Annotated in this window: 10 protein-coding genes and 1 other RNA gene; all 11 read left to right on the top strand. The window is 53.5% G+C overall.

Going from position 1 to position 17,008, the window contains the following annotated elements; translation table 11 throughout:
- A partial coding sequence (locus PORUE0001_RS00975) for a M13 family metallopeptidase (protein WP_007364573.1) occupies nucleotides 1-1,092 on the top strand: 1,092 nt, incomplete at its 5' end.
- A gap of 254 nt (nucleotides 1,093-1,346) precedes the next feature.
- Nucleotides 1,347-1,743, top strand: an RNA gene (gene rnpB, locus PORUE0001_RS09750) — RNase P RNA component class A.
- 78 nt (nucleotides 1,744-1,821) lie between these two features.
- A complete protein-coding gene (locus PORUE0001_RS00970) occupies nucleotides 1,822-3,261 on the top strand; it encodes a YihY/virulence factor BrkB family protein (protein WP_007364576.1) in 1,440 nt (479 codons plus the stop codon).
- Nucleotides 3,262-3,280: 19 nt separating this feature from the next.
- On the top strand, nucleotides 3,281-4,198 hold the full coding sequence (locus tag PORUE0001_RS00965) for a patatin-like phospholipase family protein (protein ID WP_007364569.1): 918 nt from the start codon (nucleotides 3,281-3,283) through the stop codon (nucleotides 4,196-4,198).
- A 3-nt stretch (nucleotides 4,199-4,201) separates the two neighbouring features.
- A complete protein-coding gene (locus tag PORUE0001_RS00960; RefSeq protein ID WP_007364578.1) occupies nucleotides 4,202-5,899 on the top strand; it encodes an alpha-amylase family protein in 1,698 nt (565 codons plus the stop codon).
- A gap of 91 nt (nucleotides 5,900-5,990) precedes the next feature.
- Nucleotides 5,991-6,776, top strand: a complete 786-nt coding sequence (locus PORUE0001_RS10785; RefSeq protein ID WP_007364572.1) for a sulfide/dihydroorotate dehydrogenase-like FAD/NAD-binding protein — start codon at nucleotides 5,991-5,993, stop codon at nucleotides 6,774-6,776.
- A gap of 30 nt (nucleotides 6,777-6,806) precedes the next feature.
- Complete coding sequence (gene gltA / locus PORUE0001_RS10780) at nucleotides 6,807-8,282, top strand: NADPH-dependent glutamate synthase (RefSeq protein WP_007364570.1); 1,476 nt, start codon at nucleotides 6,807-6,809, stop codon at nucleotides 8,280-8,282.
- A 25-nt stretch (nucleotides 8,283-8,307) separates the two neighbouring features.
- Nucleotides 8,308-10,902 carry a hypothetical protein gene (locus PORUE0001_RS00945; RefSeq protein WP_007364577.1) on the top strand — a complete coding sequence of 865 codons (2,595 nt, stop codon included), beginning with the start codon at nucleotides 8,308-8,310 and terminating at the stop codon, nucleotides 10,900-10,902.
- Between the two features lie 73 nt (nucleotides 10,903-10,975).
- Complete coding sequence (locus PORUE0001_RS00940) at nucleotides 10,976-12,358, top strand: DUF3078 domain-containing protein (protein ID WP_007364574.1); 1,383 nt, start codon at nucleotides 10,976-10,978, stop codon at nucleotides 12,356-12,358.
- 20 nt (nucleotides 12,359-12,378) lie between these two features.
- Nucleotides 12,379-13,509 (top strand): tRNA guanosine(34) transglycosylase Tgt, encoded by a 1,131-nt coding sequence (gene tgt, locus PORUE0001_RS00935; protein WP_007364571.1) that lies wholly within the window; start codon nucleotides 12,379-12,381, stop codon nucleotides 13,507-13,509.
- Nucleotides 13,510-13,767: 258 nt separating this feature from the next.
- Entirely contained in the window at nucleotides 13,768-16,605 is a 2,838-nt protein-coding gene (locus PORUE0001_RS00930; protein WP_232501377.1) for an ATP-binding protein, read from the top strand.
- Nucleotides 16,606-17,008 lie beyond the last annotated feature (403 nt).

Raw genomic sequence — 17,008 nt, 5'->3', positions numbered from 1 at the left:
CTATGCTGCTACCTCTCTGACGACTTTGTACAGGCCAACTTTGACTTCTACTCCAAGACACTCTCTGGTATCAAGGAGATGCACCCACGCTGGCGTCGTGCAGTCAATCTGCTCAATGGCACGCTCGGTGAGGCGCTCGGCGAGGTCTATGTCAAGAAGTACTTCCCCGAGGAGGCTAAGGAGCGTATGAAGACAATGGTTAGCAACCTCCAGTCTGCCCTCAAAGATCGCATCTCTCAGCTCAAGTGGATGTCTGACGAGACGAAGCAGAAGGCTATTGAGAAGCTCTCTAACTTCACCGTCAAGATCGGCTATCCTGACAAGTGGAAGGACTACTCTCAGCTCAATATCTCTGAGGACAAGAGCTTTGTGGATAACGTTCGCAGTGCCATCCAGTTTGAGCATGACTTCAACATGTCTGAGCTTGGTCAGCCTGTCGATCGCTCTCGCTGGTACATGAACCCTCAGGAGGTCAATGCGTACTATCGGACTTCAACGAATGAGATCTGCTTTCCCGCTGGTATCCTACAGCCTCCATTCTTCAACATCAACGCTGATGACGCTGTCAACTATGGCGCTATCGGTGTGGTCATCGGTCATGAGATGACGCACGGCTTTGACGATCAGGGTAGTGAGTTTGACGCTGTTGGCAATATGCACAACTGGTGGACTGAGGCTGACAAGCAGAACTTCAAGACCTCTACGGAGCGTCTCGCACAGCAGTATAGCAAGATCAAGGTCAATGACCACCTCAATGCCGATGGTCATCTGACGCTCGGTGAGAACATCGCTGACCAGGGCGGTCTCCTAGTCTCTTACCTAGCACTCCAGAAGCAGCTCAATGGCAAGAAGGTCGACAAGATCGACGGCTTCACACCTGCACAGCGCTTCTTCATCGGATATGCTCGTATATGGGGACAAAACATCACCCCCGAGGAGGAGGTTCGTCTGACCAAGATCGACACTCACAGCTTAGGGAACAACCGTGTCAACCAGGCGCTGAAGAATATTGATGCCTTCTATGAGGCGTTCAACGTTCAGCCTGGAGACCCCATGTACATTGCTCCTGAGGAGCGTGTCTTGGTCTGGTAATTGAGACACCATATTAACGTGAAGCGACGCTCTCGTAGAGACTAACTAGACTCTATGGGAGCGCCGCTTCCTTTTGTATCTGAGAAGTAGCCTTTCTAGACTTCGCAAGTCTCATATGTAGCTCGCTGTAGGTACAGAGGGTAGAATGTACGGGCTTGCAGGATCTAGGAGGGGGTCGTCACGCTAATCGCTTCATTTTGTATCTTTGCACACGTGGAGGCTGTTGAGCCTCTCAGTGACGTATCATGGATATGACAGTAGGTCGGCTTGTCGCTGTCGTAAGGGTGGAGGGGGCCTCGGCTCCGTCCCCTCAAGCGAGAGAGGAAAGTCCGGGCAACGCAGAGTACCATACTCCCTAACAGAGAGCTATCCGCAAGGGTAGGTGACGTGTAGAAGAGAAGGACCGCCTAGCTGGCTCTGCCAGGCTAGGTAAGGGTGAGAAGGTGAGGTAAGAGCTCACCAGCGGTGTGGGTGACCCACTGGCTGTACACACTATGGGTTGCAAGATCAAGTATACCGACGCTATGAGGGCTACTCGTCCTAGTCGGAGGGTAGATTGCTAGAGACACTCGGCAACGAGTGTCGTAGATAAATGACAAGCGCCACTCCTCGTGAGTGGCACAGAACCCGGCTTATAGACCTGCTGTCCTCTCCGTGACTCGCCTCATACGCGCAAGGTGATGCGACACACTCTGCGACTCTCCCCTATCCTCCTAACACTATAAATATATGCCACACAAGTCAAACTCCATACATAAGCACGAAGACTCTAAGCAGTCGCCCATAGAGCATGCCTCTCGTAAGCCATCGATATGGTTACGCAAGCTCAAGGTGGGAGCCTACAAGGTAGTCCGCTTCCTCACGAGCGACATGTGGCACATACAGCCAGATGAGGTGCGTGGCTTCAGACGTCTCTATATCAATACGCTCAAGGCTCTCTATATGGCCATCAAGGGGTTTATCGATCAGAGACTGAGCAGCCACGCCTCCGCACTCACCTACCGCACGCTCCTCTCGATCGTGCCTATGCTGGCTATCATCGTAGCTCTTGCCAAGGGCTTTGGGCTACAGGGTACTATCTACGACTTCCTGATGACCTATATGCCAGGACACCAGAGCGAGGTGGAGACGATCATGGGCTTTGTGGAGAACTACCTTGGGCAGGTGCAGGGAGGACTCTTCCTCGGAGTGGGTTTGGTGCTTTTTCTCTATACCATCTTCCAGCTATTAGACACGGTAGAGCAGACCTTCAACGTCATCTGGGGCGTACCTCGTGGACGCTCCATAGGTCGCAAGCTGACCGACTACATCACGATGGTCGTGCTACTGCCTATTCTGATGACGCTATCCTCGGGACTGACGGTCATGATGGCGACGATACAGAACACATGGTTCAACGACTACATCTTCTTCACACCCCTATGGGAGTTTATGCTGAAGTTGTTCCCATACATCATCCTCATCTTTATGTTTGCGGGGATCTTCATCGCATTGCCGAATACGCACGTTAAGTTTGTCCCAGCTCTCATCTCGGGGGTCATAGCGGGTAGCGCCTTTCAAGTGTTGCAAGCACTCTATGTGAGCGGTATCCTGTGGATCTCTAAGTACAATGCCATCTATGGTGGATTTGCCGCTATACCGCTCTTGCTCTTGTGGCTACAAGTGGTGTGGACGATCACGCTCTTTAGCGCTAAGCTCTGCTTCTCAATACAAAACGTGGTCAACTTCACCTATGCCAAGGATGCGACCAACATCTCTCACCGCTACAAAGACTTCATGACAGTGATAGTGATGGCGCATATCGTACAGCGCTTTCTAGACCATACGGAGCCTAAGCCACACAACATCCCCTCTCTCTCGGAGGCTTGTCACCTACCGATCAATCAGACGGGCGAAATCATCGCTCAGCTCCTAGAGGAGGATCTAATCATCGAGGCGGTCTATAGCTCTCGCGACAAGGAGCAGCACTACAACCTTGCAGTAGACCCTAACCTGCTAACGGTGGGATACCTCCTCGACCGTATGGATCGCTCGGGACATCGTAGCCATATGCTCACACAGCAGCAGTTTGCCGAGGAGTGGCAGCTGGTAGTTGCCTCGCGACATGCCTTTACCGAGCCCCCACTGACGACACGACTCTCAGACCTACCTCTGGGCAGAAAGCTTTAACTATCTAGATGAATCTGTCATGACACTTAATCCTTCTAACCTGAAAGCTCAGGGAGAGCGTCTCATAGAGCGTAGCTCGGCTCTCATATCCACCTCGCTCGATAAGCTAGTAGAGCGTGTCCGCACATGGACTCACGGCAGTCGCCCGACCTTCGGACTAGCTCTCTGTGGCGGAGCCGCTCGCGGGCTAGCTTACATAGGAGTTTTTCGCTTTCTTGAGGAGCATCACGTACGGCCAGACGTCATCGCTGGGACGAGTGTCGGATCGCTCATGGGAGCTCTCTATGCGGATGGCTACAGTAGCGAGGAGATCTATGAGCTGTCGCCTCAGTTTGGTTTCATGAATATGACCTCGCTGACCACACCTCGGCTCTCCCTGCTGAAGACCCATAAGTACCAAGAGTTTCTCCGGAGCACGCTACGCCACCAGCGCATCGAGGAGCTACCGATACCCATGCACATCATTGCTACCAATCTCAACAAAGCTGAGGCGCATGACTTCACCGAGGGAGATCTAGCCCCTGCTGTGGTGGCATCCTGCTCAATACCAATCCTCTTCGAGCCGGTCGTCATCGATGGCGAGCAATATGTCGATGGAGGGGTCTTTATGAATCTCCCCGCACGGCCTATCCGTGAGTCATGCGACTTCCTCCTAGGGATCAACCTTAGCCCAGAGGTGGACAACACACCGACGAAAAACATACTCCGTCTCTCGGACCGTCTCATACGTATTATGATGCGTGCCAACGTGACCATTGACCTAGAGCTATGCGACGTCGTACTCCAGACACCCTTACTCTCACACTTCGGTGCCTACGACGTGTCTCCTGTAGACATCATCTCAGACATCGGCTATCAGCTCATGTGCAAGGCGTACGAAGAGGAAGAGCAGTTTAGAGAGATCATTGACCTACTCTCTCAAAGGGGCAAAGCGTAGGCTATGCGTACCGTCATCTACTCCACGCTGGTTCGTCTATGGGGTAATCAGAAGCCCCACGCTCAGCTGACACCTTATGGTACACTAGAGCAAAACGGAACTGGCACGCTTGAGGACTTTGACGATGCAGCGCTTGACTACCTCACTTCGCTAGGCGTCTCTCATCTATGGCCTATCGGTATCATACGTCACGCTACCCAGACTCCTCTACATGGCTGGACGGACTGTCCTGACCAGCACCCCGACATTGTCAAGGGGCAGGCGGGATCGCCCTACGCTATCACCGACTACTACGACGTACACCCCACCATCGTGCGGGATCCTATGAAGCGAAGAGAGACTTTTCGCTCTTTCATAGATCGTTGCCATCGTCATGGTTTGAAAGTGATCATAGACTTCGTCCCCAACCATGTATCGCGTCAGTATGACGGTACTCATACTCCTGAAAGGGCTACACCGCTAGGCGCTCAGGATGATCGGAGTAAAGCGTTTGACCCCAATAACAACTTCTACTACCTTCCTGGCTCCTCGCTCCAGCTACCCAACCGCTCCTCTAGCTATCACGAGGAGCCTGCCCGTGTGACGGGCAATGACTGTTGGTCTGCGACTCCCTCTGCCAATGACTGGTACGAAACGGTCAAGCTCAACTACGGTGTGGACTACCGCCCCGACAGGAGTAGTGTCGCACACTTTGACCCGATACCCGCTACGTGGCTTCAGATGCGAGACATCCTCTGCTACTGGGCAGCCGAAGGGGTGGACGGCTTTCGCTGTGATATGGTCGAGATGGTGCCTGTGGCATTTTGGCACTGGGTCATACCGCAGGTACAGGAGAAGTATCCCGTCACCTTCGTTGCCGAGATTTACCAGATAGACAACTACTGCAAGTACTTAGCGGATGGATGCTTTGACCTACTCTATGACAAAAGCGGACTCTACGACACGCTCTACCAAGTGGTTACCCAGGAGCGCTCGGTCTCTGCTATTGAAGAGCGACTTATCTCTAATAATAAGGAGTACGCTCCCGACGAACTGCTCTACTTCCTAGAGAACCACGATGAGGTACGTCTCGCCTCGCCTTACTTTGCCGACACGGCTCGGCGAGGTCTCACCGCTATGACGCTGCTCGCACTCGCTACCCCTAGTCCCCTACTCCTCTACGCTGGACAGGAATATGGAGAGCGAGGGCTTGATGCCGAGGGATATAGCGGTCCTGACGGACGTACCACGATCTTTGACTACTGGAGCATCCCCGCTCTAGGTCATCGCGACCCTGCCGACCCGACCTATCAGAGTTACCAGTGGCTGATGCGGTGGGCGCAGCACCCAGTCATCTTAAGGGGAGCCTTTCACTCGATACAGGAACAGGCTCGTGCTTGGGGAGGCTTCAATGCTGAGCGCACCTACGGTTACTTAAGACTACTAGATCCCGCAGAGCAACAGGCTGGCGAAACAATCGGAATCGCTGTCCTAGGCAACTTTACGGCCGACCTGCAGCGCTACCCGCTCTTCCTACCCTCTCTAGAGAAGGCTTTTGAGCGACAGCGTCTCCTACGTGTGACACACCACACCCCACTAGAAAAGCCCGACGAGCAGCTCTACGCCTTCCAACCGTGGGCTCCGCTGATGGTCGAACTCGCTCCTTTCGGTATACAAATCCTCGAACTACAAAACGCAAATCTCAATCAAATTAGTGGCTAAGTGGTGAAAAAGTCGTACCTTTGGCAATACCTACCTATAGGTACCCTATCGAGACCGTTCTTGATTAGCTTATATCATATCACACAACGCTATGAATCGTATAGTCAGTAAGACTTTTCTCTCCGAAAAAGTAGCCAAGCTGGTTGTCGAGGCACCTTTGATTGCCAAGTCACGCCGTGCTGGACACTTTGTCATCGTACGTGTCACCGACCACAGTGAGCGCGTACCCTACACTATTGCTGATGCTGATGTAGATGCTGGCACGATCACACTGATCGTCCAGGCTGTCGGCGAGTCCTCTCAGCGGCTTGTCGCTCTAAATGCTGGGGACATGATCCACGACATCGTGGGTCCGCTAGGGCAAGCCACCCATATTGAGAACTTTGGCACCGTAGTCTGTGCTGGTGGTGGTGTCGGTATGGCACCGCTCTACCCTATCGCTAAAGCTCTCAAAGCTGCTGGCAATAAGGTCATCGTCGTGGCTGCAGCTCGTACTAAGGAACTCATCATACTGGAGAAGGAGTTCAGAGAGTTTGCTGACGAAGTCATCATCATGACCGACGATGGCTCCTATGGCACCAAGGGACTCGTGACCGATGGTGTCGAGTCGGTCATCAAGCGTGAGAAGGTAGACCTCTGCGTGACGATCGGCCCCGCCATCATGATGAAGTTTGTCGCTCTTCTTACGAAGAAGTACAACATCCCCACCACCTCTTCACTCAATACCATCATGGTCGACGGCACTGGCATGTGCGGTGCTTGTCGTATCACCGTCGGAGGCAAGACACGCTTCGTCTGCGTCGATGGACCTGAGTTTGACGCTCACCAAGTAGACTTTGACGAGCTACTAATGCGTCTCAACACCTATAGGAAGTAAGTATCACACTGAGCTAACCACAATATTACAATGTCAGAACAAAAGGATCTGGTCGCTGCTCGTCGCAACGAACCTTGGCGCGAGGAGCTTCGCAAGTCTCATACTGGTAAGGAGCGCATGTCTATACCTCGTGTCAAGATGACCGAGGTAGACCCTCATGAGCGTGCTCGCAGCCTAACGAAAGAGGTCAACTGCGGTCTCACCGAGGAGGAGGCTCGTCGGGAGGCTATTCGCTGCTTGGACTGTGCCAATCCCTCTTGTATGGAGGGTTGCCCCGTATCAATCAACATTCCCTCATTTATCAAGAATGTAGAGCGTGGAGACTTTGCCTCTGCAGCGCACATCATCCGTGAGAGTAGCTCGCTACCCGCTGTGTGTGGTCGTGTATGCCCTCAGGAGAAGCAGTGCGAGAAGCACTGTATCTACACAGAGAAGATGAAGCGTGACGCCGTAGCTATCGGTTATCTTGAGCGCTTTGTTGCAGACTATGAGCGAGAGAATGGGCTATACGAACTACCCGAGATGGCTCCCGCCAATGGAAAGAAGATTGCCGTCATCGGTAGTGGTCCTGCAGGACTCTCCTTCGCTGGAGATATGGCTCGCTTAGGTTACGACGTGACTGTCTTCGAGGCTCTGCACGAGGTCGGTGGCGTACTTAAGTATGGTATCCCCGAGTTCCGTCTTCCGCTACGAGTGGTCAATGCTGAGCTCAAGATCTTGGAGCAGTTGGGCGTGCACTTTGAGACCAACGTTGTCGTGGGTCGTACGCTCTCTTACGAGCAGCTACAAGAGATGGGCTTCGTAGGCATCTTCGTAGGTAGTGGAGCTGGCTTGCCAAACTTTATGAATATCCCTGGCGAAAACCTCGCGGGCGTCATGAGCTCCAACGAGTACCTCACCCGTGTCAACCTAATGGGCGCTGGTACCGAAGGCGCTGAGACTCCTATATATAAGGGAGACGTGGTCGCAGTAATCGGTGGTGGTAACACCGCCATGGACTCAGTCCGTACAGCACTTCGCCTTGGAGCTAAGCGTGCCATGATTGTCTACCGTCGTAGCGAGGAGGAGATGCCCGCTCGTCGTGAGGAGATCCTACATGCCAAGGCTGAGGGCGTTGAGTTCCTCACGCTACACAACCCCATTGAGTACGAAGGCAACGAGAAGGGCAAAGTGTGCCGTATGAAGCTACAGCGCATGGAGCTTGGTGAGCCTACGCCTGATGGACGTCGCAAGCCTGTCCCCATCCCTGGAGCTATCGATGAGGTAGACGTAGACGTGGTGGTCGTGAGCATCGGTGTTTCGCCGAATCCACTCATTCCACGCTCTTTCCAAGGTCTAGAAGTTTCGCCCAAGGGGACCGTCATCGTCAACGAGCATAACCAAAGCTCTCTCAAAGAAGTCTACGCTGGTGGCGACATCGTCCGTGGTGGCGCGACAGTCATCCTTGCTATGGGTGACGGACGCAAGGCTGCTGCCAACATGCACGCAGCTCTGAGCCAGCAGTAACTCAGCACAGCCAGTAGCCCTGCCTATGCTGGCGCGCATCATCTTACCCCTAGCCCTCGAGGAGGAGTACACCTATCGTGTACCCGAGGCGCTGTGTGAACAGGCGAGGGTGGGTATGCGTGCTTTGGTACAGTTTGGCAGTAAGCGCTACTACTACGCTATCATATCTCAGCTGATCGAGGAGTCGGAGAGGCCTCTCGGTCAGCTGAAGTCTATTATAGCCCTACCCGACCGAGAGGCGATAGTGACTCAAAGTGAGATCGACCTCTGGCGCTGGGGCGCTACCTATTATATCTGTTCGCTGGGCGCTTGGCTCACGGCTGCTATACCGAGTAGCTTCCTACCCTCTAGCGAGACGCAGGTAGCGTGGCGAGAGCCTGACGAAACGTCCGAAGGCGATCAAGCGACCGACTACAAAGCGACCGAGCTATCGGAAGAGATACGTCGTGAGCTCCTCTCCATGCGAGGGCATCAAGCGAAGGTAAGCAAGCTAGCGAAGCTCCTCGGCGATCGTATCTATCCCGAGATAGATCGACTCCTTCACGCTGGCGTACTCATCGGTAGCGAGTCCATACCACGCTACAGCCGATCCGTACAGGTCGGTTCGCCAGCCGTGCAGTTTGCTGAGGAGCTATGCTCTGAGGAGGCACTCTCCGAGCTCGTCGAGAGCCTCTCCCGAGCCAAGGCGCAGAAGGCTATGGTAGAGCAACTGATCGACCTCCTCTACCTGCATGAACTACCGCTTGACACACCCCTACTCCGAGAGACACTCGTTGGTCGTGACACCAATAGGCAGGCGACCCTCCGCGCACTCATCAAGCGGGGTGTCCTGCGAGAGACTGCGACACTCTTCGATCCACTCGTACGTTCCACGGTACAGCGTACAGTCTCTACAAACGAGTCCAACCGACAGAGCCAACTCTTCGACAGTCTCATTGGCGAAACCTCCCGCCCCGTACTCTACCAAGCGACCAGCAATGAAGAGCAAATAGAGCTAGTCGTCTCAATGGTTGAGCAGATGCTACAGCGAAGTCCTTCGGCACAGGTAGCTATCTACGTGCCACAGCTCTTCCTCTTTGATCAAAGCCTCCTCTACAGTGCCCTACAGCAACTAGCTAGAAGTAGCGGAGCGACACCCTTTGACCTAGTCCTCTACAGTTCCTCCACGACAGACGCTGAGCGGATGGCACTCCGTGCTAGACTCCTCGGGCTGACGCACCGAGAGCGTGGTCTCATCGTCCTCACCTCTCGTATGGGTAGCCTTCTTCCACTCTCACGCTGTGACCTTGTCATCGTGACCGACGAAGAGAGCAGTCGCTACAAGCAGTCCGAGCCAGCGCCTCGCTATCATGCTCGTGACCTGACAGTCGTTGCTTGTAAAAGGAGCCAGACACCGCTCCTACTGACCACCGTTGCGCCTTCTGCCGAAGCTCTGTACAACGTAGAGCGAGGATACTACCGCTTGCTCAATCAGCTAAGCGCACCGACCACTCCGACCACTCCAAAGGCGTCACGTCCCTTCGAACTCATCGACCTATCCCTACAACGTAAGCAGGGCAAGATGCCGTGGGGACAGATGCTCTCCATCGAGCTACGCAAAGCGCTCCTCGACCAGTGCCAGGCGGGACACAAAAGCATCCTCCTCCTCAATCGTCGTGGCTATGCCCCGCACCTCGTCTGCAGACATTGCCAGAAGACCCTCCAGTGTCCCAATTGTGATGTCGGGTTGGTTTACCACAAGTCCACGCAGAGCGTCAGCTGTAGCTATTGCAACTTCACCGCACCCGCTCCTCGTGCCTGTCCTCATTGCCATCAGAGTGACACGCCAACTCCAGGCAACGGCGAAGTTCCGACAGATAGCAACCTTGGTGCCTTTAGCATACAGGGCTACGGTGTGGAGCGTATCGCCGAGGAGCTCACGCTATTCATTCCGCCAGAGGTCCCCATCCTAGAGCTCAGCGCTTCGCAATATTATAATAAGGAGTCGCAGCAACGGATGCGTCAGTTGATACGTAGCGACGAGCCAGCCATACTGGTCGGCACCTCAAGCCTTATCTATCTAGATGCTATTCGCAACGTAGGACTCATTGGCTTGGCAAATTTAGATCAATTGATCGTGGGCGATGACTTTAGAGCTAACGAACGAGCCTATGCGGCGCTCAGCCGATTCGGGAGTAACTATCCCACGGCACAACTCTACATACAGAGCTACCAGACCGACAGCCCGCTACTTGACAGCCTGCAGGGCGGAGCCACAGCAGAGCCGTATGGCGTGAGCGAGCTAGCAGAGCGGGAGTACCTCCACTTTCCACCCTACGTACGCCTCATCTATGTTTACGTACGAGGAGCCTCCCAGGGTGACGTCTGCTACACAGTCGCAGCCCTCTCACGTCTGATGCAGGCAGAGCCGTTTCAGTCGCTCTGGCAAGCCTCAGCACCCATTGCGCCCTACGTTTCTTGGGTGCGTATGCGCCATATTCGCTATATTTGCATGAGAATACGTTCCTCTAGCTCCTGGCGGGAGGTACGCACGCAACTTTCTCATATTATCTCCACGGTACAGCAGAGCGCTATCCAAGCGCGGAGGGTACAGATCTACTGCGATGTAGATCCTCTCTAGCGAAAGTCTAGTCTCGCCCCCTCAGCTTGACCGTGAAGCCTTATAACCTATTAGAGCCCCCTAAATAGTATCCATGTATCACTATCGCTTTACCTTATTATTATTCATCACCCTCCTCGGGTTGCCTCCGTTGATAGCTCAGACGCCCCACTCAGCAGAGATCCACAGCGAGGATGACAGCGTCACGGCACCCGCCGTCGAGCTCACCACGCTCAAGGTCCAGTACCTCCTCAACCGTGCCAATCCCGTAGCACCACTACCCAAAGAGGTGCTCCCCACAACACTCCTAGTGCAAGCTCCCCTCTCGTCTGCTGTAAGCGTCATCTCTAGTAGCAAAAGCCCCGAGCTATCCCTAGACTTACCCACCAGCTTAGTCTGCAAAAGCTCCCCACTCGCCACAGCACTGCACGGTGAGGAGCTACAGATCCCCATCCTACAGCAATACTACGAGCGTAGCTTACAAAGCGTCAACCAGCTCAAGCTCTCCACCCCCGCACTGATCTCTCGTCAGGAGGGAGACCTACTGGCACACCGCATCGATATAACCACCGTCGGAAGCTCAAAGCCCATCGTCGCAGCAACCGTCAATACACCCTTTGCAGGCGTTGATGCGTCAGATCAGCTACACGGAGTCACGCTTGCCAGGAAGTATTGGTTTCCAGGACTAGAGAGCAACATACAGTTTAGCCAAACCTATATATCGCCCAACTGGCACAAGGGTGGTAACAGCGCCCTAGCCCTCCACAGCAAGCAGCTCCTCCGCCTCAGCTACGAGCGGGACAAGGTCAACTGGCTCAACGAGCTAGAGTGGCGCGTCGGCCTTAACGCCGAGATACGTGACTCGCTCCAGGGGTACAACATCTCCGACGACCTCCTCCGTATGCGTAGCAACCTAGGCATCAAAGCCTTCAAGGGGTGGTACTACTCACTCGACGTAGAGGCACGCACACAGGCTTTCGAGCAGCGCTCAGAGGACAAGAAGGTACTTTACTCTGCCTTTGCCTCACCACTCACCCTCACCTCTGGTCTCGGTATGAAGTGGGTCGTAGACAATAAGTCCAAGACCCACTACGGTCGTCGCTTCAGACTCGATCTCAACATCGCCCCCCTCGCCTATGACTTCAAGTGGTCCGCACGCAAGGATATAGATATGACCCGACACGGCTTTAAGGAGGGCAAAAACATCTACAGCGCTATCGGCTCCATGCTACGCGCTAATATGATTTGGGACTTTACCGACACCTTCGCCTGGGAGTCCCGTCTCTACTACAATACCAGCTATAAGCGCATTGAGACCGAGTTTGAGAATTCCCTCATCTTCGCCTTCAGTCGCTACTTCTCCACCCGTGTCAACGTCCTGCTTCGCTACGATGATGCGGTACCGCTCACCCTAGAGAATAGGTCTCGCCTACAGATCTACCAGATGCTCACCATCGGCTTTGACCTTAAGATCTAAAATCCTCTCACATCGGCACTATGCAGTTTACCATAGATCACACCTGCCCTCATAGCGATGCACGCACAGGCGTCATCAAGACCGCCCACGGAGATATACAGACCCCCGTCTTCATGCCCGTAGGTACCGCTGGAGCCATCAAAGCGGTCACGATGGAGCAGATGGAGCAAGAGACAGACGCACGGATCATCCTCGGCAATACCTATCACCTCTACCTGCGTCCTGGCATTGAGATACTCAAAGAGGTCGGCGGGCTCCACCGCTTCGGCACTTGGAGCAAGCCCATCCTGACCGACAGTGGAGGTTACCAAGTCTTCTCTCTAGCGGCTATGCGACGCATCACACCTGAGGGAGTCACCTTCGCCTCGCATATTGATGGCTCCAAGCACCTCTTCACTCCCGAGCGGGTTATGGAGATAGAGCGCGCCATCGGAGCAGACATCATGATGGCCTTTGACGAGTGCTGTCCAGGCGATGCCAGCTACGCCTATGCCAAGCAGTCGCTAGACACCACCGAGCAGTGGCTCGACCGGTGCCTCAAGCACCTCGAGCAGACACCGCCACTCTATGGCTACGAGCAGGCACTCTTTCCGATCGTGCAGGGCTGTGTCTACCCCGACCTCAGACGTCGAGCTGCCGAGCATATCGCTTCGCTAGGCGCTCCAGGCAATGCCATCGGCGGACTAGCCGTCGGCGAACCTACCGACAAAATGTACGAGATGATCGAGCTGACCAATAGCATCCTGCCTAAGGATAAGCCTCGCTATCTGATGGGTGTCGGCACCCCGGCCAACATACTAGAGGGCATCGCACGAGGTGTCGACATGTTTGACTGTATCATGCCCACACGCAATGCTCGCAATGGTCAGCTCTTCACCTGGCAAGGCACCATCAACATACGCAATGCCAAGTGGCGTACCTGTCACGAGCCGATAGACCCCGAGGGTACCGCATCAACCGACCATCGCTACACCCGCGCCTACCTCTACCATCTCTTTAAGGCGCAGGAGATTACAGGGCTCACACTGGCCAGCATCCACAACATCGCCTTCTACCTCGACCTAGTCAACCAAGCGCACGACCACATCATCGCAGGCGACTACCCCGATTGGATGCGCAGCGTCCTACCCGCCCTCGCCCGTCGCTTGTAGACCCTCACTTCATAGGCAAAAGAAGCTCGCGGTTTGTTGTTCTTTTGCCTCCCGATCTTCCTTGAGACGGCTTAGCCACGCTACGATCTCGAGGTTTATCTCTTATGCCTCATCTCCACTTATAGGTCATTGCTCCGTAGGAGTGTTTCTGTATACGCCTTTTTGTTTACCTTTGTATGCAGATAAGTCACGTCCTAGTCACACAACCTAAAGGTAGTCATGATGAGACTATACGCCCCCCTACTAAATACCATAGAAATGAGCAGGAAGCCCCTACTCATACTATCCTCTCTCCTCATTGTGGCTTGTCTGCTTGTCTCATCTTGCCAGCAAAGAGACACTGTTACATTTACCGTAGCAGAGCGTCAGGCTGCTGATAGCCTCGTGCGAGCTACCCAAGACATCGACTCTCTGGCCAGACTGCAGACACGATTGGAGCGTGAAGGCGACATCCTCGGGAGCATCGTTGCACTGAGAGTGCTAGGAGATAAGTTTCGCAATGAGAGTAACTTTGACAAGGCGCTAACCACACATAGCGAGGGCTTGAAGCAGGCAGAGACGATCCTAGACACACTGGAGTGGGTACAAGCACTTAATAATGTAGGTACAGACTACCGACGTATGGGCATCCTAGATGTAGCCCAAGAGTATCACTACCAGGCGTGGAGTCTGTGCAAGTTTACCGCAGACACCTCTTTTGTCGCCATCAAGAATCAGGCTAAGTCTCTCAACGGACTAGGCAACATCTACCTCACGCTCGGCAACTACGAGCGTGCCGACAGCGCTCTACGCAAAGCACTACTCGTAGAGCAGCAACTGGGCAGTATGGTGGGCGTAGCTATCAACTATGCCAACCTCGGGTCTATCTTCGAGCATCGTGGTGAGATCGACTCGGCTTGGACATATTATAGGTACTCCATGGATGCCAACCAAAAGGCTGGGAGTACCCTAGGCATAGCGCTGTGTCACTCTTACTTTGGCTCCCTCTATGAGCAAGCCCATCAGTATGACAAGGCTGCTAAGGAGTATGAGGCTGGCTATCAACTGATGCGCGACTCTAAAGATGAGTGGCACAAGCTCAACCTGCTCGTAGCGCTAGCTAGCGTCCACAATGCCACACGGGATGACGCTAAGATGCTACAATACCTTGATCAGGCACGGAGCAGTGCCGAGAAGATAGAAGACACGGAGCATCTAGCAGACATCTACACCCTCTACTACCAGTACTACAAACGCCTAGGAGACTGGCACGCAGCGCTAGAGTCCTATGAGCAGGCTACTGAAATGAAGCAAAGCATCCTAGACATGGACAAATTCAATAGGATGCAAAATACCAGCCTCAACATCGAGCGAAACATACAAAACAAAAAGATGAATGAAGCGAAGATCAAGCTAGAGCACGAGCGAGCAGAGCGACGTGTAGAGAACATCACCTTTACCGTCATAGCGCTACTGCTCCTTGGGTCGCTAGGCTTCTTCCTTTATATTCAGCGAATACTGCGTCGTAGCCATAAGAAGCTCAAGAGGATGTCCTCTATGCGGGAAAACTTCTTTACCAATATCACCCACGAATTTCGCACCCCTCTGACCATCATCCTAGGAGTGAGTCAAGAGCTACAGCAAGAGGAGTCCGAGCAGATCAGAAAGCGGGCCGAAAGCATTGAGCGACAAGGACATGGACTCCTCACACTCATCAACCAGCTACTAGACATCTCTAAGATCAAGTCTTCTGTAGGCGACTCTCGCAGTTGTCGAGGCAATGTCACGGCACACATTGCTATGATCGTCGACTCCTATCGTGACTACGCCCATAGTCGAGACATAGAGCTGACCTACCTGCCCCAAGATCAGGTAGTGATGAACTTCGTACCAGACTATGTGAATAAGGTCTTCAACAACCTCCTCTCCAACGCCTTCAAGTTCACCCCTCCGCATGGCAAGATAAGCATCACCTTATGGCGTCTTGAAGACTCCATATATATAGATGTGTCCGACACAGGTCATGGTATGGATAGCGAGACCGTGGAGCATGCCTTCGAGCCATTTTATCAAGCTAAGGGGGACTCCAAGTACATTGGCACGGGCATAGGACTGACTTTAGTCCATCAGATCGTCAAAGCTTCCAAAGGGCAGATCTCCCTCGAGAGCAAGCTAGGCAAAGGGACCACCTTTCACATCATCGTCCCGATCATTGATGATCAAGCTACTCCAGAGCAGACTCTGTCAGCTGCCTCTAATACGCCTCTGCTACCCCATCTAGAGTCAGATCTACAAGATAGCGAGTGTGAGCAAGACGAGCCCTGCCGTCTGCTCATCATAGAGGACAACCACGACATCGCCCACTATATCGGCTCCCAGTTTGAAGATCACTATAGTGTGTCCTACGCGACAGACGGAGCAGAGGGCTTCAAGAGAGCCGTAGAGCTAGTTCCCGATATCATCATCACAGACCTCATGATGCCTGGACTCAATGGGCTAGACCTGTGCCGACAGATACGTGGTAACGAGATCGTAAACCATATACCGATCATCGTCGTCACCGCAAAAGTCTCCGAAGAGGAGCGCATCAAGGGTATTGAGGCTGGAGCAGATGCCTATCTCACTAAGCCCTTTAACACTACCGAGCTGCGCATGCAGGTAGAGCGGCTCCTCGATAGTCGCAAGACAATACGCCAGAAGTTCGCTCAGATAGTCATCAAGGGGCAGGAGAAGGAGGATGAGCCCGAGACCAGCAAACTAGAAGAAGCAGATATCACCTTCCTAACCAAAGTATCTACGATAGTTAATCAGCAGATCAGCAAAAACAAGGAGACCAACGTGGAGGAGATCGCCGCCAGTCTCTATATGAGTAGCCGCCAGCTACACCGCAAGCTGAAGGCGCTCACAGGCTATGCTCCTTCAGCTTATATCTTACGGCTCAAGATACGCAAGGCGTGTGAGCTGATGGATCAAGACTCCGAGATAAGCCTATCAGACATCGCCTATCAGAGTGGCTTCGAGACTTACTCTACCTTCTCTCGATCCTTCAAGAGCATCTGCGAGATATCTCCCTCCAAGTATCGAGAGCAGAAAAGCATCATGAAAGTCCACGACTAAAAAGGGTTCGTCTCACGGACCCGTTTTTGACCTTTACGCCAAAGAGCCACGAGCCGTGCCGCCCCGATCAGCAGGGAGGCACGGCTCGGTGTATACCGTGAGAGCGTTCGTTCCCGTCAAAGCGAGACGTGTAGTTCGCACTGACGTGTAGCCCATGTAGGGACGCACGATCTGTGCGTCCGTCCCCGTTAAGACCAACAGAAGCTGTAACCTTTGACACAACGGACGCACCGATCGTGCGTCCCTACATTTCGCTACTCGTCTGATGACTCCGACACCACACCCCTGAGAAAATTGAAATTGCCTCGGTAGCAAATGGGAAACCTCCACGGAGGAACGGAATAATTCTTCGGAACTTTGATTTGCTTCTTCCGAAGTTTCATTTCATTCTTCCGAAGTTTCA

Source organism: Porphyromonas uenonis 60-3 (genome assembly GCF_000174775.1).
Lineage (GTDB): Bacteria > Bacteroidota > Bacteroidia > Bacteroidales > Porphyromonadaceae > Porphyromonas > Porphyromonas uenonis_A.
Note: the sequence above shows the minus strand (reverse complement) of the source record. Positions and strands in the feature narration are given on the sequence as shown.

Coding starts and splice junctions, on each gene's coding strand:
- PORUE0001_RS00970 (WP_007364576.1), top strand. CDS start 1,822: ATGCCACACAAGTCAAACTCCATACATAAGCACGAAGACTCTAAGCAG.
- PORUE0001_RS00965 (WP_007364569.1), top strand. CDS start 3,281: ATGACACTTAATCCTTCTAACCTGAAAGCTCAGGGAGAGCGTCTCATA.
- PORUE0001_RS00960 (WP_007364578.1), top strand. CDS start 4,202: ATGCGTACCGTCATCTACTCCACGCTGGTTCGTCTATGGGGTAATCAG.
- PORUE0001_RS10785 (WP_007364572.1), top strand. CDS start 5,991: ATGAATCGTATAGTCAGTAAGACTTTTCTCTCCGAAAAAGTAGCCAAG.
- gltA (WP_007364570.1), top strand. CDS start 6,807: ATGTCAGAACAAAAGGATCTGGTCGCTGCTCGTCGCAACGAACCTTGG.
- PORUE0001_RS00945 (WP_007364577.1), top strand. CDS start 8,308: ATGCTGGCGCGCATCATCTTACCCCTAGCCCTCGAGGAGGAGTACACC.
- PORUE0001_RS00940 (WP_007364574.1), top strand. CDS start 10,976: ATGTATCACTATCGCTTTACCTTATTATTATTCATCACCCTCCTCGGG.
- tgt (WP_007364571.1), top strand. CDS start 12,379: ATGCAGTTTACCATAGATCACACCTGCCCTCATAGCGATGCACGCACA.
- PORUE0001_RS00930 (WP_232501377.1), top strand. CDS start 13,768: ATGAGCAGGAAGCCCCTACTCATACTATCCTCTCTCCTCATTGTGGCT.